Below are 19,506 nucleotides of genomic sequence, written 5' to 3'. Positions count from 1 at the left end.
CACACGATTAAAATACATAAACAAGGTTGATTGCCGCTTTCGTCGGCCCCACATAGTGGTGCGGCTTGTCCGTTTCTAACTTTCTGCCGCACCCGGCACACTGGAAGCGGTCATAGCGTGTATAGGAATAACCAAAGCCTATTTCCGCCTCAAGGTTCCAATGCCGCCCCAGTATCCACGTATAACCGTAAGCGATACCAGCGCCGACGAACCAGCCCTGATAACGGGTATCTTTCAGCTTGCGGGCATCCGTTCCGAGAAAGTTGATTTTTCCGTCAAAACCTCCGATGTTATACTGTCCGCCATGGATGTGAGCACCTACGAAGTGCCCTGAGAAGTGGTCGCAGAACCAGTATCTGACCTCAGGTTGAACGGCCCAGTGTTTCCAGCGCCGGTCGTGCGAGAGTGTCCATGCGTTGAACTGTCCCGTAGCGTCCAAAGTCCATTTAGGTGCGAGTCTGATCTCTATTCCCAAATTCGGATTCAGGAAAGCATCTGCCAGAACATTACTCTTGACAGCCACGTTCTGGGCTTTGGTATCCTGCATCATACCGGCGGTAGTAACTACCAGCAGGACCAATATTCGTTTTATAATTCCATTGTGCATATTTTATGGCTATAGTTAATTATTCCGTTGTAAATTTTATAGTCTGTTCTTGCATATACAGTCTCAAGAGGTCAACTGCGGTGACCTCGCTTTCTTTATTTTTGTTTTGCACAAAGGAACGGCGTATTTGTTATCGCATAGTGTCAAAACGTATAAATCATATCGGCAAAATCGTAATGACCATTTTACACAAGCTGCAATTTTGTAACGGGCATGTCAAATCATCAAAGTCTGACTCATTTTAGAAGTGCGCGGAGTCATTATTAACAGTTGTAATACAAATAAGTGCAGTAAAAAAGGCTATCTTTGTATACCGTAATGTCAGTGAGTTTATGACTGTCTGCCTAAGCAATTTAAGTGCATCGGAAAAAGCCAGCAGAAACACACACTCGAGAAAAATAATTTGAATTCGATTGACATGGGAGCATTTGTCACATACAGCAACTTGATGACCTATATTTTACCGATATTTTGTTCGGCCATATGTTCGGTCTTTACTTTATTATTGATATGGAATTATCGCAATCTTGCCGAAAGGAAATTAAGGCGGGTTGTAAGCATTTATTGTATCCTGATAGCCGTATGGTGGTCATCCGCTTTATGGCATGTGCTCTCTGACGATCCGATATTCCTTCCGGTCGATATTCCTTTTGCCCTGTCGTATATTTATATTCCCATATTGTTTTACAATATCGTTTATTACTTGGCCTATTTAGGGAAAAAGAGAAACTTTCCCGTACTGAATTACATTTGGCCGGTACCCACATTGGCAATTATCCTGATAACGACAGCTTGGATGTCACCTCCCGAGGGAGGACTTTTTACCAGACTGTCGTTATTTGAGCGCTATACGGAGCTTTTTATATCCAGTTCTTTACTGCGGTTTATCACTGCAATAGCTTATATTGTTCCGACTGGCCTGTTATTGCTGCGGTATTATAGGCAGACGGTACTTCAAATGGCCGATACGGATCGAAAATATGTCAGTATTAAATCATCGCGTTGGCTCATTATGTTTTTCATGCTTTCTATACTTTCCATCGTTATATTTCTAATTGCTTTTTTGCCTTCGTTGGTCGGGGCAAGTCAATGGCTTATTCGGTTGAACGCGTTATGCATTATGGCTCAGGAAATCTTGCTTACATATCAGGTTATCCGTAGGCAATATCTCTCTTACAAGACCTTTGATTTGTTTTCAGGCAATGAAAATGAGACCGGGAACAACGGTTTGATCGCCAAACAGTACCCTAGGTCGGATGACACCCGCGGACAATTGAACAGGACGGCGTTCGAAAACTATTTGTCTCAACAAAAACCATTCCTCGATCCTGATTTCAAGTTGACTGACATGGCCGAGGCGATGGGGGTGAACCGTACCGTGATGTCCAATTTTGTCAATCAAACTTATGGGGTGAATTTCAGGCGTTACCTGAACCAATGTCGGATTAGGGAATACCAGACTCTGATAGTGCATCCTTCGAATGAACAAAAAAATCCGTATCAGGTAATGACCATGGCGGGGTTCAAAGACTCTAGGCATTTCCAGCGTGCGATTCAATTGGAAAATACATATAAAGAACAGACTGACAAGGAATCACCAATAAATAAAAAAGGATGAATCAAGATATCGGACGTGCAATAGTTTTTTCAATACCTGTGGTAAGCGCTGCGGTCGGCCTCATCATGATTTCGCTTGACATAACTCGCTCTTCCAATACAGTCAATCGGAAAATACATTACAGCATAATCACTGTATACTGTTTGATAATGTTGTACTGGAGTGGATTGGTTATGCATTCTGTCGCCCGCGACACTTTTATAACATACCAACCTGTTTTCTTTTCCTCGTTCAGTTTTATTCCCATATTCCTGTACCTGATTACCTATATTATTACGGGAATAGGCGAGCAGAGGCGTTTTCCGGTATACCATTTTATCCTTCCGTCGTGTTTGACTGTAACTATTTACGTGATTGCCTTAATAGTGCCGTTCCGGCAACGATGGACTGCTATTTATGATAATGAAGTAAGCCTGACAAGCGCGATTGTCGACATTACGTTTATCGTCTGTATTTTGCTGAGTATTTTATATTCTGTATTGAGCTTGCTTCGCATAAAATCCTATAAACGTCAGGTAACTGATTATTCCGCTGATATTTACCGGATGTCGCTGGATTGGCTATCCTTTATCATTATTTTCAGGGTCCTGCTGCAAACCTTGCCGATAGCCGGATTGATATTGGGTATCGGGCTATTCAATAAGTTGGGGTTTATTTGGATATTTACAACGTTGCCGGCAGTTTTTACTCATATTGTGCTGTGCCTGAATATTCTTTCGGAGAATTATGTGATTATCGAACCTGTTACTGCCAAAGAAAAGGAAATGACTGCGTTGGGGAATTATGCGCAATTGGGGCGGGAGCGAGTCGAGAAGTATTTAGAGGATAAGAAACCTTATCTAAACCCGGAATTCAAAATAACCGACATGGCCAAGGATCTTTTCTCCAACAGAACTTATATATCAGCATTTATAAATAGAGAGTATGAGATGAATTTCAATCGTTTTATTAATAATTACCGATTGAAGGAAGTTGAAAGATTACAGGCGGAGGCTGTACAAAGAAAGCAAAAAATATCTTTGATGGAGATTGTTATTCATGCTGGATTCAGTAATTATCGAAGTTATTTCCGAGCTAAAAAAATGGTAAAAAACGATCCTGTTTCCGTAGATTAAAAAATGTAATTCAGATAGATATGCGAAAGTCTCTTATCCGATTCAAAGATAATAGATAATAAATAATAACAAACCCGAATACCTCTGTACTAAATTCAGGTTCTCGTTTCTTTTTGCTATTTTTGTATCCTTATTAGGAAAAGATTTATGTCTGAAAATAATGCTATATTTATCAAAGGGGCTCGTGTTAATAACCTGAAGAATATTGATGTAGAGATCCCGCGCGACAAACTGGTCGTGATAACCGGATTATCCGGCAGCGGAAAATCCTCCCTTGCTTTCGATACGTTATATGCCGAAGGACAGCGCCGCTATGTGGAGAGTCTTTCTTCTTATGCCCGCCAGTTTTTGGGGCGTATGAGCAAGCCGGAGTGCGACTATATTAAAGGCATTCCGCCCGCTATTGCGATCGAGCAGAAGGTGAATACCCGCAATCCGCGTTCGACAGTGGGTACATCTACCGAAATATATGAATACCTGCGGCTGCTTTATGCCCGGATAGGCAAGACGATTTCGCCTGTGTCGGGGATGGAAGTGAAAAAGCATCAGGTGAAAGACATCGTGAAGGAGGTTCTGGCATATCCGGCCGGTACCCGTTTTGCCGTGTTTGCCCCGGTAGTCCTGCCGGAAGGCCGTGGCATGAAGGAGCAGCTGGAGATTTTACAGAAAGAAGGATATACCCGTTTGTCAATCAACGACACGGCTTACCGTATCCAGGAAGTGTTGGCGGATGAGGCATTGCTCGGTTCTCCCAATATTGAATTGCTGGTCGACCGTTTGACGGTTTCGGACGATAAGACATTGAAAAGCCGTCTGGCCGATTCGGCGGAAACGGCGTTTTTTGAAGGGCATGATACCTGTATTATCCGTATCTATGCTGCCGAAGGGACGGTGGTAAAGGAATATTCCAAGAAATTCGAAGCGGATGGTATCACGTTTATCGAACCGACCGATATGATGTTCAGTTTTAATAATCCGCTGGGAGCCTGTCCGGTCTGTGAAGGATTCGGAAAAGTTCTGGGTATCGATGAGAACCTGGTGGTACCGGATAAGAGTTTGTCGGTCTTTCAGGGGGCGGTGGTCTGCTGGAAAGGCGAAGTGATGGGAGAGTGGTTGAAGGAGTTTATCGCCAAGAGCGAGAAATACAACTTCCCGATACATCGTCCGTATTACGACCTGACGCAGAAGGAAAAAGACCTGTTGTGGCATGGTGCCCGCGGCTTGCACGGCATCGACGACTTTTTCAAGTTTGTGGAAGAGAATCTTTATAAAATACAATACCGTGTCATGCAGGCTCGCTATCGGGGAAAGACGACCTGTCCTTCCTGTAAAGGGGCCCGCCTGAAACCGGAAGCGCTCTATGTGAAAGTAGGCGGTAAGAATATAGCTGAACTGGTGGCATTGCCTATCACGGAAGCAAAAGCCTTTTTTGACAACCTGGTGCTGGACGAAACGGATGCGGCCGTGGCAAAACGTTTGTTGACGGAGATTATGAACCGCTTGCAGTTCCTGCTGGATGTCGGGTTGGGGTATCTGACGCTCGACCGCCTTTCGGCTTCGTTGTCGGGTGGTGAAAGTCAGCGTATTAACCTGGCGACTTCGTTGGGCAGCAGCCTGGTCGGTTCCTTGTATATATTGGATGAGCCGAGTATCGGGTTGCATTCGAGAGATACCGATTTGCTGATAAAGGTGTTGCGTCAGTTGCAGGCGTTGGGTAATACGGTGGTCGTGGTGGAACATGACGAGGATATTATCCGTTCAGCCGATTATATTATAGATATAGGTCCGAAGGCTGGACGTTTGGGGGGCGAAGTGGTCTACCAGGGGGATGTGAATAACCTGCAAACCAGCAGCGACAGTTATACGGTCCGTTATCTGACCGGTGAAGATAAGATTGAAGTCCCCGCTTTCCGGCGCCTGTGGAATAATTATATAGAGGTGAAAGGGGCCCGTAAGAATAACCTGAAAGGGGTAGATGTGAAATTTCCGTTGAACGTGATGACGGTTGTTACCGGTGTCAGCGGTTCGGGAAAGAGTTCGCTGGTGCGGGATATCTTTTATGAAGGGGTAAAGCATTATCTGGATGATGCGGCCCGGCTGATGGTGGATTGTTCCGGCCTGGAAGGTGATATGAAGATGATACAGGGTATCGAGTTTGTCGATCAGAACTCGATCGGTAAGAGTTCGCGTTCGAATCCGGTGACTTATATCGGTGCTTACGACGAGATCCGTAAATTGTTCGGTGAACAGCCACTGGCGAAACAGCTGGGATATACGTCTGCCTATTTCTCTTTTAATAAGGAAGGCGGACGCTGTGAAGAATGTAAAGGGGACGGCCGTATCACGGTGGAAATGCAGTTTATGGCGGATATCACGTTGGAATGCGAAAGCTGCCATGGAAAGCGTTTCAAACAGGATGTGCTGGATGTGGAATATCACGGTGTGAATATCTATGATATGCTGGAAATGACTGTCAACCAGGCAATCGAGTTCTTCGAAGCACATACCGGTTCGCAGGAAAAGAAGATCGTCAAAAGGTTGAAGCCGTTGCAGGATGTCGGCCTGGGTTATATCAAACTGGGACAGACTTCTTCGACTTTGTCCGGCGGTGAGAACCAGCGTGTGAAGCTGGCCTATTATCTGGGGCAGGAAAAGCAGCAGCCGACTTTGTTCGTATTCGACGAGCCGACTACGGGTTTGCACTTCCATGATATAAAGACCCTGCTGAAAGCATTTAATGCATTGATCGATAAAGGACATACGGTAGTGATCATTGAACATAACATGGACGTGATCAAATGTGCTGACTACCTGATCGATTTAGGACCGGAAGGAGGTAACGCCGGCGGTTATCTGGTTTGTGCCGGAACGCCGGAAGAGGTGGCCTTGTGCCCGGAGTCTTATACAGGGCATTATTTGAAAGAGAAATTGTAGCAGACCAATCCTGAAAAGATTGTTGAATATAAGAATCTCCTTCCGGTTACATGTTAATTCGCATACCGGAAGGAGATTTTTTATGTTTATATAAATATATTTCTTATCTTTGATACTATCAAATGATACTATCAAATGATACTATCACAATGAAACCTCTTTATAAAATAACACCTTATATATTGGCTAAAGTCGCTTCAATTTCAGAAAAACTGGGTGAAATTAAAGCGGCCCGTTTGCATAGGCCTCCTACTGAACTAAGAAAAAGGAACAGGATACGCACAATTCATTCTTCTCTTGTTATTGAAGGAAATACGTTAACTTTCGATCAGGTTACGGCTTTATTGGAAAAGAAACGTGTAATAGCTCCATTAAAAGATATTACCGAAGTGAAAAATGCAATTCGTGTTTATGAAAATATTGGCCTTTTTGATCCTTTTAGCATAGAATCCTTATGTGAGGCACACCAGATATTGATGGATGGTCTGGTAGAAAACGCTGGGAGGCTGAGGAATAAATCAGTTGGCATCATGAAAGGAAAACAGCTGGCACATGTCGCTCCCTCAGGGACTCTTGTTAAATCGCTGTTGAATGACTTGTTTGGTTATTTGGAGAATGATGATGAAATATTGCTTGTCAAGAGTTGTGTTTTCCATTATGAGTTTGAATTTATCCATCCGTTTCTTGATGGAAACGGAAGAATGGGACGTTTGTGGCAAAGTGTTATTTTGATGAAGTATAATCCGGTGTTTGAATATTTGCCGGTAGAGTCTCTCATTAAAGAAAATCAGGAAGAGTATTATCGGATTTTGGCTGTTGCTGACAGACAAGGGGAGTCTACTATCTTTGTTGAATTTATGCTGAGAATAGTAGAAGAGTCGCTCGAAGAATTACTGCAATCGCAGAATGTAACACTTACGGGGCGTGACAGAATTGCTTTGTTTAAGGATTATATAGCAGATGCTTCTTTTACCCGTAAAGACTATCTGAGATATTTTAAAGAGTTATCAACAGCTACGGCCAGCAGGGACTTAAAAGAGGCGGTTGATAGTAATCAGTTGCGGAAAGAAGGAGAGAAAAGTTTGACGCACTATACATATATTATATAGGACCTGTTGTTGGAATACAAAAACGGAGAATGCTTCCAATGAAACATCCTCCGTTTATATTGGATAGAATTAGTCTTATTTCTTCTTCATATCGAAAGACAAGTCCATCGGAGTCCAACCACCAGGGAAGTCTATTCCGCCTACTTTTACATTAGCAGCTTTAATAGTGAACTTTAAGTTTTTGTCTTTAACTGCATATGAAGCTGTCTTTTCTGCTTCAATAGTAACTTCAACACCAGCAGCATCGATTTTTAATGGTTCCGGTTTTAAAGTCATTACAACTGAATCTTTTGCCGCATTCATTGTTGCTGTATAGTTTATTTTGTAATTCAGTGAATCGCCAATCGCTTCGATGATAGGCTTTGATGCTTCTTCACCCAAAAGTTCTACAACTAATGCTTGATAAGGGAATTTCTCAAACTGAATTGAGTCATTTGCAACTTTCAGTTCCAGAGTCGTACCTGTAGCTGCTGCTTCTTTTGCTTCTTTTGCATAAGTCATCTTCCCTGTAAACTCGCCATTAACATCTTCTACAGTTCCTACTGTTGGAGTGTCATCATCATCACTGCAAGAAGCAAAAGTTAAACCAACTACTGCTAACATCATCATAAGCGACCATTTCAACGTCTTCTTCATTTTTCTTTTATTTTAGTGTTAATAAATTATGTACGACTAATAAGATGGTAGAAGTTGTAAAAAGGCTGCATCTTTATTGAATAATAAATGAGAAAAATAATATATTTAAATGTAATGCGTTGATATATAGTGACTTTTGAAACGTTTTTTTATTTGAATTGTTTCAGATCTTTTTTATTGAAGATCCATTCCGGGGTGTAGACCTTTCCATCATCCGAGTCGCTCAGTTCGTACCAGGGGGATTTCTTCCTGTTTACCGGATTGGTCAGTATATGGATATGCTGGGCAGGCATATAACTTTGTGCCAGCAGGAATACTTTCTTTTTTGTCTTTGGGTGAACGGCCATATCGACGACAATAACGGCATGCCCCGGGTGACCGCCCTGGATGAATACGTCACCTATCTTCATCTCCAGGTAGTTGACCGGAGCCAGTTCTTTCGATAGGGAGGCTGTTCCTGCATAGGAAAATACCATATCCAGATAGGAACGGAATGTTTTATAGGAATAATCTTCGCCTTTGGATGGATACCACGACACTGTATTGCCGTTCACACGGATACGGCTGCCCTTTGCCCACTTGGTATATTCGGCATTGAATCCGTTTGTGAAATTGAAGTGGATGGCTGCATACTGTTTCTGTTCGTAAAGATATTCTGCCCTCAGCCGGATAACGGCATCGGCACACTGCTGAAGGTCACGTTTTCCGATATCCAGATCGACGACGGCATAAGCAGGCAGCTGATTACGCTTTGTCTCTCCATTATAAAGCAAAACTTTGCTTCCTTCCGGTTGCAGAGGTAGCCGACGGAGATATGAAGCAAAAGAATTTGCTGCTACCTCTGTTCGGACATATCCTTCGGGAGGCATTATTCGTTCTGCAATAGTTTGTCCTGAAAGTAAAGTTTTGCAGAAAAACAACAGGAAAATCAGTAATATTCTGTTTATCATACTCGGAAGGTTTACGGCAAACATACGGATTTTTTCTGTTATTTCCGGTTCTTGTCCTCATCATTTATTTTTAATCGCTTTTTACAACTTCTGCCGGATTTCCGTTTGCGGCCCGAATCACTTGTCCTAAGACTGTCAGTATAACTAACAGAATAGTAGCCAGCAGGATACTTATAAACATCCAGAGTTGCATATGAACGTTCTGTGGATATTGTTCCAGCCATTTTTGGGCGAACAGATAGCCGACAGGTAAAGCGATGGCATTGGCAGTCAAAGTGATTATTGTGTATTCTTTCAAGAACATATCAATGATCTCTCGCGAAGTGGCTCCCATCACTTTTCGAATGGCTATTTCCTTCTTTCGCTGCTGCATATTGGACGAAGAAATAGAATAAATACCAAAGATGGAAATTAATGCGCATAAAATAGCCAGTAAGGTGAATAACCGGAGACTGGCGTTTTCAGTGCGGGTCAGTATTTCCAACTGATCGTTGACTGTCATTGTCTCGCTCAACGGAAATCCTTCGGGGGTTATACGACTGATCAATTCTTTTACGGCTTTTAATGCTTCTTTTTCTTTTCCGGGTAAAGTCCGTAAATATAAATAGTAATCATAGAAATTCCAATATTCAATGATTGTAGGAGGTATTGGATTTCGAAGGCTTAGCCCGTGGAAATCTTTTACGACTCCTACTATTTCAAAATAAAGGGGAGGTGTCCCGTCCGTTCCTCTTAGAAGATAATCTTTTCTGCTAATCATTTTTCCGATCGGATCGTTAGTGTCAAGCAGATTGGCCATTTGTTCGTTGATAAGTACTTTATGGCATCCGATGCCGGACGGCTCATCCGATTGCATGTCTGTATCTTCCAGGTAACGTCCTTTCAGCAATGTAATTTTCATCTTCTGTGCGAAGTCTATGCCTGCCTGTATCATCTGGATTTCATAAGAGGCATTGGCTGGTTTGTTCTCCCATCCTATTTCTTTTTCGGTATGCCAGTTATCATGACTTAGCCGGAAATTTCCTCCGCGAATGCAATCTGTAATACTTGGTATTTGTTTTATCTCATCAGTGAATTGCGAGTAGATTTGTGAGGATATATTAACCTGTATAAGGTTGTCGGTATCAAATCCCATCGCTGTATTTTTCATCCGGTTGATTTGCAGAAATAATATTTGTGCGGTAAACATGAAGCCGACACAAATACCTAACTGTAGTCCGATACTGATTTTACGGATCCATTCATTGTTGGCCGTATGGAATAATTGGGGACCCGCTTTGAAATCGTTTGATTGCCTATGGATAAAGCGGCTGATGATAAGCAGGACGATTGATAACAGAAGAGTCCAGCCGAATATTCCTGTCTGTAATAAATCTATGAATAATTCCTGTTTTTGAATAGACGTATCCAATAATTGTTCGATATAAGGGGTTCTCAGTTCTATCAGGGAAACCCCGACTAACAAGGCTAACAGTACCTGAATAGAAATTTCAATGATGATCTGGCAGAATAAATTCTTTTTTACTGCTCCCAGAGAGGTTCGTAGCTTAAATTCGCGGGAACGCTCAAAGATGCGATTGACCTGTAAGTTGATAAAATTGAACAGAGTACAGAATAGCAATAATAATCCGGAAACAACAAAGGTCCGGATATAGTTTAGATTGAAGGACATCTCTGCTCCCAATTGGTATCTTGTTTTAGTGATAGGGGTTATTTCGATATATAAATTAGGGTTTAGCTGATTTTTTATCGAATAGGTGTGTAGCTTCCGACTGAATGCTTTTACATCTGTATTTTCATGGAGGCATACATACATTTCATTAGGTGGATAATTCCAGTAATATTCCGGCGAACGGCTGGTGTAATGGCTTTTATCGACTTGGATACTATAATAACCATCTGCCTGAAAAATACTGTTTGAGGGTGGATTTTCAATAACGGCTGTTATTGTCTTTGTGAATTTATTCTGGTCAGTGAGTATTTTACCAATAGCCTCTTCCGGGGTTTTCCAGTATTTCAAAGCGAATTTGCGGGTTACCATCAGATTCGTTTTTGTTCCGTCTTCGGTTGTAGGGATGGGATCAGTCATGTTTCCGGCTATAACTTTGGGAGGAAAAAGCCGGGTATAGTTTTGATTTACCCATTTAAATAAGGGGGTACCGATTGTTTTATTATCGGAAGTATATATGCCCCCAGCATTGGATAAAGTAGCAGCATATTTAACTTCGGGGAAGTTTTCATTTAATTCAGCGCATAAAATGACGGGGGCACCCGGCTGCATTTTTCCAGTCTGTTTGTCGATCGTATAAATATTATAGGTATGTTCCGATTCCGGGTAAAAGCTGTCGTAAGATGTTTCATATCTATACCAATAGTACCCAACGGTGAAAAAGGTCAATCCGATTGCTAATCCTATTATGCAGATAAAGGATTGGGTTTTATATTTTAGCAGGTTTCTGAATCCTGTCTTGAAATAGTGTCTAATCATGATAGAATATTATTAAATGATAATAATCAAAAAATGTGCCATGAATTAAATGTTTGTTATATAGTAGTTTGTCCTGTTGTGGCTATTGAAGAGTGAGTGCTTTATCGCACGTTTAGTGTTCATAAACGCACAATTTGAATTGTGTATTTATTTTTTGTTTCACAGATTGGTGCCCGGTATAACGAAAATATGTCTATTTTTAACCGTTCAATAAATATCTGACGAAATGGATTCTAATAACCATGTAGCTTATTCGAAAGAACATATACGTTTTGCGGTTCTTTCCTTTTTTCTTGCTCAGGGGCTTTGCTTTTCAAGTTGGGCAAGTCGTATTCCTGATATTAAGGAGATCTTTACAGTGAATGATGCCCTGTATTGGGGGATTGTGCTGTTTATGATTCCGGTGGGGAAGTTTGTGGCGATTCCGCTGGCGGGTTATCTGGTGTCGAAGCTGGGAAGTCGTATTATGGTGCAGATCAGTATTATGGGATATGCCCTTTCTCTATTTGCGATTGGGACGGCATTGAATATTTATATGCTTGGGGTGTTTCTGTTTTGTTTCGGTGTGTTCTGGAATCTGTGTGATATATCGTTGAATACACAGGGGATCGGGATAGAGCGGCTTTACGGGCGGACGATCATGGCTTCTTTTCATGGGGGATGGAGTCTGGCTGCCTGTCTGGGGGCGTTGATCGGTTTTATCATGATCGTTTCGGATGTTACTCCGTTTTGGCATTTTACGTTGATCGCTGCATTGATACTGTTGCTTACCATGGTGAGCCGCAGGTATTTACAGGATGATGTATTTACAGCGGAAGTGAAGGAGGAAGCTGTAGAAGATAAGTCGGAGAAATGGCAATATGTAAAGAGACCGGAGATGTTGCTGATTAAGTTGGGGCTGGTCGGTTTATTCGCTTTGGTGGTTGAGAGTGCGATGTTTGACTGGAGCGGTGTCTATTTTGAATCGGTTTTGCAGGTACCTAAATCTTTGCAGATTGGCTTTCTGGTGTTTATGGTGATGATGACTGTCGGTCGCTTCCTGGCTAATTATGCGTACCGGATATGGGGAAAGCAGCGGGTGTTGCAGTTGTCCGGTGCTTTTATTTTTATCGGGTTCTTTACTTCTGCCTTATTGGGCAGTACAGTTGATTCGATGGCCTTGAAGGTGATTGTCAACTCATTCGGATTCATGTTGGTCGGACTGGGAATTTCGAGTATGGTTCCTACTATTTATAGCCTTGTCGGGGCAAAGTCGAAAACACCGGTAGGGATTGCGCTTACCATTCTTTCAAGTATCAGTTTTATCGGTTCGCTTGTCGCACCATTACTGATCGGAGCAATCTCGCAGGCTTTCAATATGGAATATGCTTATATGGTGGTCGGTTTGCTGGGACTTTGTATTCTGTTGATGACCACGTTCAGCAAGGCGTTTAGATAATTCTATTTTCCCCATTGCAATGGGGATTATTCCCCTTTCTAGTTGGGGAAAATTCCCCACACAATAAAAAATATGGGGAATTTTACAGGCTCGTCTAAATTTCCGGAAACTTCTGTTCCGCCGTCTCCATGCAATGGATGACATCTTCTTTGCTTCCGCTGAAGGGACCGGAGGCTTCGATCTTGATGGTGGACATGGCGGCGGCAAAGCGGCCAGCTTCATCTATGGAAGCACCTTTGGCACGCTGATACAGGTAACCGGTCATATAAGTGTCGCCACAGCCGGTGGCATCAACCACTTCTCTGGGTTTGTAGGCCGGTATTTTATGGAATGTTTTTCCATCGTATATAACAGAGCCCAGGCTGCCCAACGTGATCAGTACTTCTTTTACTCCCCATTCATACATTTTCAATGCAGCACCGACAACATCGTCGTGGCCTGTGAGCACTTCCATTTCATGTTCGTTTGCTTTCAGAAAATGGATATATTTTAATGCTTCTTCCTTTTCTGTCCAGTCCACAGCGTAGACTTTCTTATCACGGACTTCGCGCAGATAACCTTGAGAGTCGGCGGATACGAGTCCTTTTTCAGCCATGTATTTCACGACATCCAGTGAGAAATCGTCGGCTAGCAGACTTCCCAGATGTATGATCTTGGCCTGTATATCTTTCAGATAATCGACTGTGAACGGGTCTGCTTTCGCCAGAACCCGCTGCGTGCGGTTATCCTGGTTCTCTCCGTAGATGTTCTCGAAATAAACGGAATGTTTGCTGGGCATAACCGCCACATCGATTCCTTCCGATCGTAACTTATCAACCTCTTTCATCTCCGATTCGGCTAAAGCCGTGATCAACGAATAATCGATGTCGTTGAAATGTTTGATTGCATGGGAGAAGTAAAAAGCGGTTCCTCCCGCCATGTGTACTGTATTTTTAGGGGTCACAATTTTATCCAGTGTGATATGACCTATACAACAAAGATCGTGCATATTATTATATTGTTTATAAATATACAAAAGTAGTCAAAAATGAGTATTGGTAGGAATGGTTCTTTATTTTTATTATTTTTGTCTACTGGCAATCATTAAAATTGTTATTATGAGTAAAGACCTGATTTACGAAAAGTTTATCAGCGCGATCAGAGAGAAAATGCCACATAAAGCGACCCTGACCAATGCTTTGGTTGATTTACTGTGTATAGAAAGAGAAGCTGTGTACCGCCGTATGAGGGGCGATGTGGCTTTTTCTTTTGCAGAGATAGCTGCGATCTGCAATAAGTTTGGGGTCTCGTTGGATAATCTGGTCGGAGGATGTGCGGCAAAGAGTCGTCCTTATCAGCTGAGTCTGGTGGAGTATGTGGAACCGATAGAGGATGATTTTAAAATGTGGGAAATGTATAACGAACGGTTGCGGGAAGCTGGCACCGATCCGTCTTCCTGCGGGGTGGAGTGTATGAACGTGCTTCCTACCACTTTCTTACTTGATTACGATTATATAACCCGTTTTTATCTCTGTAAATGGTATAATCAGTATGGCCATTCGGATAGGGCGGTTCATTTCTGCGATATAGAACCTTCGGAGAAACTGTTGGAGGTTCAGCGGATAACTGCGGCGGAATCGAAACATATTGGGAAGACTACTTATATCTGGGATCCGTTGATTTTTCAATACATAGTGAATGATATATTATATTGTCGCAGTATCCATCTGATAGATACTGAAAATATCCGTCTTTTAAAACAGGATTTACTCCGTTTCCTCGATAATATGGAATTAATGGCAACCCGTGGGGTATATAATGAGACTGGTAATCCGGTTTTGTTTTATATTTCGAATATTAATTTTGATGCCAGTTATAGTTATCTGGATTCACAGAATTTCCGGATCAGCATCATTCGGGCATTTATTTTGAATACGGTTGTTTCACAGGATGAAAAGGCGTATGAGATTGTCCGTAACTGGCTTCAGTCATTGCTGAAAGCCTCTACCATGATATCGGTCAGTGGTGAACAACAGCGTATTTTGTTTTTTGAGAAACAAAGAAGGATTATGGATAGCTTGTAATTTAAATTAATCCGTATTTTAGTTGCGTTCATTAAATTAAGATTATCTTATTGATTTTCCTGTTGTCGATCTGTGGTTACTGCCGACGGTTGGTAAGATCATTGTATTTATCATACTGGGAGTTATCCTGCTCGTATTGTCTTTCCTGTATCAGAAGCTGAAGAAGGTATTGTTTATGGATAATCAGGAGGAAGGAACTACTTGATCATATTGGCTACCGATAATTATGGACAGGCTTGTCGACAATTATGAGCAAACCTGTCGATAATTGTGAGCAGGCCTGCCGACAATTGTCGGCAAGCAAACAGGACAGACTGTTATTACAGAACTTCTATTGTCTTTTCCAATGCCATCCCGTGTGAACCTTTGATCAGGATATGGTATCCTTTTAACGAGTTGGCTTTTAATGCGTCGATCAATTCCTCTGTTGTGGCATAGGTGGCAAAGTCTTTGCCTGCTTTTTGGAAATGTTCTCCGCAGAGGAATACTTTATCGAATTTTCCGGCTTTGATTTCTTCTATCGCTTCGGCATGCAATTCGTCGCTAGCCGGCCCCAGTTCACGCATGTCACCCAAAATGACGGCTTTAGGGGATACCGGCATGGCTGTAAAGTTCTCTAACGCAACTTTCATGCTGCTGGGGTTTGCGTTGTAAGCATCGATCAGCAAGGTGTTGCTTGCTGTCTCTTTTAGCTGCGACCGGTTGTTTGTCGGCTCGTAAGCGGCAATGGCACGGCTGATACGTTCTGCCGGAATTTTAAAGTAACGGCCTATGGCGACGGCGGCAAGCACATTATCCAGATTATATGCCCCGATCAGGTGCGTATCTACAGTATGAATTTTCCCCTGTTGTTTCCAGTCGAAAGTGAGGAACGGGTTACAGCTGATCACATGACCTGAAGCGAACGAAGTATCGTCTGCCCCGTAAGTGATTTGTTCGATCCCTTTAGCGATCCCCTGGAGGTCTTTATTTTCTTTCTTTATAAATATCTTTCCCTTTGTGCGGCGGATATAGTCATACAATTCCCCTTTTGTTTTTATTACACCCTCAAAGGAACCGAAACCTTCCAGGTGGGCGCGTCCGACGTTGGTAATGATTCCGTAGTTTGGCAAAACGATTTCTACCAGTTCTTTGATATCGCCCGGATGACTGGCACCCATTTCGATAACTGCCATCTCATGATCGTGTGTCAGTCGAAGCAGGGTCAGGGGAACACCGATATGATTGTTCAGGTTGCCTTCGGTATAAAGCAGGTTGAACTTGGTGGATAATACGGCCGCCAGTAATTCTTTGGTGGTCGTTTTCCCATTTGTTCCGGTAATACCGATAATGGGAATACCTAATACTTTACGATGGCGGTGAGCCAACTGTTGTAAGGCTGTCAATACATTGTCGACCAGGATGGTGCGTTCGCCTGTGACATAGTCCGGGTTATCGATCACGGCATAAGAGCAACCTGTAGCCAGTGCTTTTTCTGCGTATTGGTTTCCGTCAAATCTTTCCCCTTTCAGGGCGAAAAAGATAGAACCACGCGGACAATTGCGACTGTCTGTCGTTATTTTCGGATGGTGTATAAATAATTCATACAGTTCTGAAATACTCATAGCTTTCTTTCGTTTGCTGATTATTGGAGAGCAAAAGTAGTAATTAAATGAAGAATGAGGAATGAAGAGGGAAGATTTCAGTGAGAATCGTGTATCTTTGCTGGAAATATAAAATTGGAATGTCAGATAAAACGCTCAATATTAAGGGAACACTCATGTCGCTCTCTACCCCGGTAGTGATGGGGATTCTGAATGTTACCCCCGATTCATTTTATGCCGGAAGCCGTAAACAAACGGAAGCAGATATCGAAGAACGCATACAGGCTATATTGTCGGAAGGCGGTCAGATCATTGATATCGGCGGATATTCGTCCCGCCCCGATGCAGAGGAGGTTTCGCCGGAAGAAGAGATGGAACGGCTGGCTTTTGCCTTAAAGATATTGAACGCACATTATCCGGAGGCTGTCGTATCGGTCGATACATTTCGTGCTGATGTGGCCCGTAAATGTGTGGAGGATTATGGTGTTGCTATCATAAACGATATATCGGGCGGCGAACTGGATCCGGCTATGTTCAGTACTGTTGCCGGACTGAATGTACCTTATATTATGATGCATATGCGCGGAACCCCCCAGACAATGCAGCAGCATACCGGTTATACGGATATGATGGAAGAGATCATGCTGTATTTCGCATCGAAAGTACGTGAACTTCGTTTGCTGGGGGTAAATGATATTATCCTTGACCCAGGGTTCGGTTTCAGTAAAACGGTCGATCAGAATTACCTTTTGATGAATCGTTTACAGGAGTTCGGCGTGTTCGATCTTCCCCTTTTAGTCGGTATATCCCGCAAAAGTATGATCTACCGTTTCCTGAGAGGAACACCTGCCGACAGCCTGAACGGAACTACGGTGCTGAATGCTTTTGCCCTAATGAACGGCACTGATATTCTCCGCGTTCATGATGTGAAAGCTGCTGTAGAAACAGTTAAAATAATAACCAAATTGAAAGTCGAAGATCACGTTCATCCGTAATTTTCAATTCTCAATTTTCAATTTTCAATTAAATTATGTGGATGCATTTCGGAATAAAAGACCTGATTGATGTACTGCTGGTAGCCTTCTTCCTTTATCAGACATACAAACTGATGAAAAGTTCGGGCACGCTGGCTATCTTTAGCGGGGTCGTTTCGTTTATTGTTGTATGGATCCTGGTTTCGCAGGTGTTGGAAATGCGTTTGATGGGCGCCATACTGGATAAGTTTATCAGTGTCGGTTTTGTCGTACTGGTTATTTTGTTCCAGGATGAAATCAGGCGTTTCCTTTTGGCTCTCGGTTCGCATCGCGGCTGGAAGTTTCTGGGGAAACTGTTTTCAAAAAGAGGAGCGGATAAGGAGAGTGAAGGTAAGTTTGTCGCTCCGGTGGTTCTGGCCTGTATGAATATGGCCCGTAAAAAGACTGGTGCCTTGATCGTTATCCAACAAGATGTGGACCTGTCGGTTTATGAACATACCGGCGAAATGTTCAATGCTGATGTAAATGCCCGTCTGATTGAAAATATCTTTTTTAAGAATAGTCCTTTGCATGATGGTGCCATGATCATAGCAGACGGAAGGATCAAGGCGGCCGGCTGTATCCTGCCGGTTGCGCAGAACGCCAATCTGCCGAAAGACCTGGGTTTGCGTCATCGTTCGGCACTGGGAATGTCGCTGGATACGGATGCTTTGATTATTATCGTATCGGAAGAACGCGGCAAGATATCTGTGGCTCATAACGGCAAGTTGGCGATCAATATCTCAGCCGAAGAACTCCAGCAAATCCTTTCCGGAGAGCGTGAAGTAGTGAATTACTGTTAAATGTTCTGAAAGTGGCAGGTCGGGATGCAATTCTTTTGCACTTTTTGCAAACTCTATGTTGCATTTTGTCTACTTTTGTACTCGCAAACAGTAGCAATTACTAAATTCTATAAAAATATCTTCCGCTATGGATTTAATGCAAGAGATTATTGCACGCGCTAAAGCTGACAAGCAGCGCATTGTTCTTCCCGAAGGAACAGAAGAAAGAACATTAAAAGCCGCCGACCGTTTATTGGCCGATGGAGTTGCTGACATCATTTTGATCGGAAATCCTGCCGAGATTTCTTCTTTGGCAGCAAACTACGGTCTGAACCACATCGGACAGGCTACTATTGTTGACCCCAAAAATCATGAAAAGAAAGCCGCTTACGCCGACCTGCTTTTCCAATTGCGCCAGAAAAAAGGTATGACTTCTGAAAAGGCAGCCGTTATGGTAGAAGATCCTTTATTCCTTGCCTGCCTGATGATCAAGGCCGGTGATGCCGACGGTGAAATTGCCGGTGCGCAGAATACGACAGGTAACGTGCTTCGTCCTGCTTTGCAGATCATCAAGACTGCTCCGGGCATGAGTTGCGTATCAGGTGCATTCCTTATGTTTACAAAGAAACCGGAATACGGAAAAGAAGGTCTTTTGGTTTTTGCCGACTGTGCCGTAATGCCGAATCCTACTGCTCCGGAACTGGCAAGTATCGCTGTAGCAACAGCAGCAACAGCCCGCGATATCGTTGGTGTTGAACCGCGTGTGGCCATGTTGAGCTTCTCTACGAAAGGCAGTGCTTCTCACGAAATGGTAGACAAAGTAGTTGAGGCTACCCGTCTGGCGAAAGAAATGGCTCCGGAACTGAAGATCGACGGCGAACTGCAGTCGGATGCAGCTTTGGTAGAATCGGTTGCTTCATTGAAGGCTCCGGGCAGCGAAGTGGCAGGAAAGGCTAACGTACTGGTATTCCCGACACTGGAAGTAGGTAATATTGCTTATAAACTGGTTCAGCGTCTGGGTGACGCAGAAGCTGTAGGCCCGATCCTTCAGGGTATGGCTGCTCCTGTTAACGACCTGTCACGCGGTTGTTCAGTAGATGATATTTATAAGATGGTTGCTATCGCCAGCAATCAGTCTATCGGCTTAAAAGCTGCTAAAAAGTAAAAAGA

15 protein-coding genes are annotated in these 19,506 nt (G+C 43.0%); 9 read left to right on the top strand and 6 right to left on the bottom strand.

Annotated features, from left to right (window positions below):
• Positions 1-7: 7 nt before the first annotated feature.
• Positions 8-607: a DUF3575 domain-containing protein gene (locus DWW91_RS02895; RefSeq protein ID WP_046146091.1), complete on the bottom strand. Its 600-nt coding sequence runs from the start codon at positions 605-607 to the stop codon at positions 8-10.
• A gap of 418 nt (positions 608-1,025) precedes the next feature.
• Between DWW91_RS02895 and DWW91_RS02890 the strand changes: the two genes are divergently transcribed.
• From DWW91_RS02890 to DWW91_RS02875, 4 genes are all read left to right on the top strand, one after another.
• On the top strand, positions 1,026-2,225 hold the full coding sequence (locus tag DWW91_RS02890; RefSeq protein ID WP_122326904.1) for an AraC family transcriptional regulator: 1,200 nt from the start codon (positions 1,026-1,028) through the stop codon (positions 2,223-2,225).
• Positions 2,222-3,340: an AraC family transcriptional regulator gene (locus DWW91_RS02885; protein ID WP_122326903.1), complete on the top strand. Its 1,119-nt coding sequence runs from the start codon at positions 2,222-2,224 to the stop codon at positions 3,338-3,340. Before DWW91_RS02890 ends, DWW91_RS02885 begins: the two co-directional genes overlap by 4 nt.
• Positions 3,341-3,487: 147 nt before the next feature.
• Positions 3,488-6,274 carry an excinuclease ABC subunit UvrA gene (gene uvrA / locus DWW91_RS02880; protein ID WP_122326902.1) on the top strand — a complete coding sequence of 929 codons (2,787 nt, stop codon included), beginning with the start codon at positions 3,488-3,490 and terminating at the stop codon, positions 6,272-6,274.
• 149 nt (positions 6,275-6,423) lie between these two features.
• Positions 6,424-7,383: a Fic family protein gene (locus DWW91_RS02875; protein ID WP_228100043.1), complete on the top strand. Its 960-nt coding sequence runs from the start codon at positions 6,424-6,426 to the stop codon at positions 7,381-7,383.
• A 75-nt stretch (positions 7,384-7,458) separates the two neighbouring features.
• Here DWW91_RS02875 and DWW91_RS02870 read toward each other — a convergent pair whose 3' ends face one another.
• The 3 genes from DWW91_RS02870 to DWW91_RS02860 all read right to left on the bottom strand — a co-directional run bounded on the left by DWW91_RS02870 (position 7,459) and on the right by DWW91_RS02860 (position 11,457).
• Positions 7,459-8,019 (bottom strand): DUF4840 domain-containing protein, encoded by a 561-nt coding sequence (locus DWW91_RS02870; protein ID WP_009859992.1) that lies wholly within the window; start codon positions 8,017-8,019, stop codon positions 7,459-7,461.
• Positions 8,020-8,168: 149 nt separating this feature from the next.
• The gene (locus DWW91_RS02865) at positions 8,169-8,969 is read right to left on the bottom strand and encodes a DUF4846 domain-containing protein (RefSeq protein WP_195585863.1); all 801 of its coding nucleotides are present in this window, start codon (positions 8,967-8,969) and stop codon (positions 8,169-8,171) included.
• A gap of 70 nt (positions 8,970-9,039) precedes the next feature.
• Complete coding sequence (locus DWW91_RS02860) at positions 9,040-11,457, bottom strand: ABC transporter permease (RefSeq protein ID WP_122326900.1); 2,418 nt, start codon at positions 11,455-11,457, stop codon at positions 9,040-9,042.
• Positions 11,458-11,683: 226 nt separating this feature from the next.
• On the opposite strand from DWW91_RS02860, the gene DWW91_RS02855 reads away from it, so the two are divergent.
• Complete coding sequence (locus DWW91_RS02855) at positions 11,684-12,895, top strand: MFS transporter (RefSeq protein ID WP_122326899.1); 1,212 nt, start codon at positions 11,684-11,686, stop codon at positions 12,893-12,895.
• A gap of 94 nt (positions 12,896-12,989) precedes the next feature.
• Here DWW91_RS02855 and DWW91_RS02850 read toward each other — a convergent pair whose 3' ends face one another.
• Positions 12,990-13,883, bottom strand: a complete 894-nt coding sequence (locus DWW91_RS02850; RefSeq protein ID WP_009859989.1) for a PfkB family carbohydrate kinase — start codon at positions 13,881-13,883, stop codon at positions 12,990-12,992.
• A gap of 109 nt (positions 13,884-13,992) precedes the next feature.
• On the opposite strand from DWW91_RS02850, the gene DWW91_RS02845 reads away from it, so the two are divergent.
• Entirely contained in the window at positions 13,993-14,958 is a 966-nt protein-coding gene (locus DWW91_RS02845; RefSeq protein WP_044215133.1) for a helix-turn-helix domain-containing protein, read from the top strand.
• A 320-nt stretch (positions 14,959-15,278) separates the two neighbouring features.
• On the opposite strand, the gene murF is transcribed toward DWW91_RS02845, so the two are convergent.
• Complete coding sequence (gene murF, locus DWW91_RS02840; RefSeq protein ID WP_122326898.1) at positions 15,279-16,562, bottom strand: UDP-N-acetylmuramoyl-tripeptide--D-alanyl-D-alanine ligase; 1,284 nt, start codon at positions 16,560-16,562, stop codon at positions 15,279-15,281.
• Positions 16,563-16,681: 119 nt separating this feature from the next.
• Here murF and folP point away from each other — a divergent pair, with 119 nt between their 5' ends.
• The 3 genes from folP (at position 16,682) to pta (ending at position 19,501) form a co-directional block, all read left to right on the top strand.
• On the top strand, positions 16,682-17,536 hold the full coding sequence (folP, locus tag DWW91_RS02835; protein ID WP_122326897.1) for a dihydropteroate synthase: 855 nt from the start codon (positions 16,682-16,684) through the stop codon (positions 17,534-17,536).
• Between the two features lie 35 nt (positions 17,537-17,571).
• Positions 17,572-18,357 (top strand): diadenylate cyclase CdaA, encoded by a 786-nt coding sequence (cdaA, locus tag DWW91_RS02830; protein WP_044215084.1) that lies wholly within the window; start codon positions 17,572-17,574, stop codon positions 18,355-18,357.
• Positions 18,358-18,484: 127 nt separating this feature from the next.
• Positions 18,485-19,501 carry a phosphate acetyltransferase gene (gene pta, locus DWW91_RS02825; RefSeq protein ID WP_122326896.1) on the top strand — a complete coding sequence of 339 codons (1,017 nt, stop codon included), beginning with the start codon at positions 18,485-18,487 and terminating at the stop codon, positions 19,499-19,501.
• The last annotated feature ends 5 nt before the right edge of the window (positions 19,502-19,506 follow it).

It is taken from the genome of Parabacteroides sp. AF17-3 (assembly GCF_003635445.1).
In the GTDB taxonomy this organism is placed as follows: domain Bacteria; phylum Bacteroidota; class Bacteroidia; order Bacteroidales; family Tannerellaceae; genus Parabacteroides; species Parabacteroides goldsteinii.
This window is presented reverse-complemented; position numbering and strand designations above follow the sequence as displayed.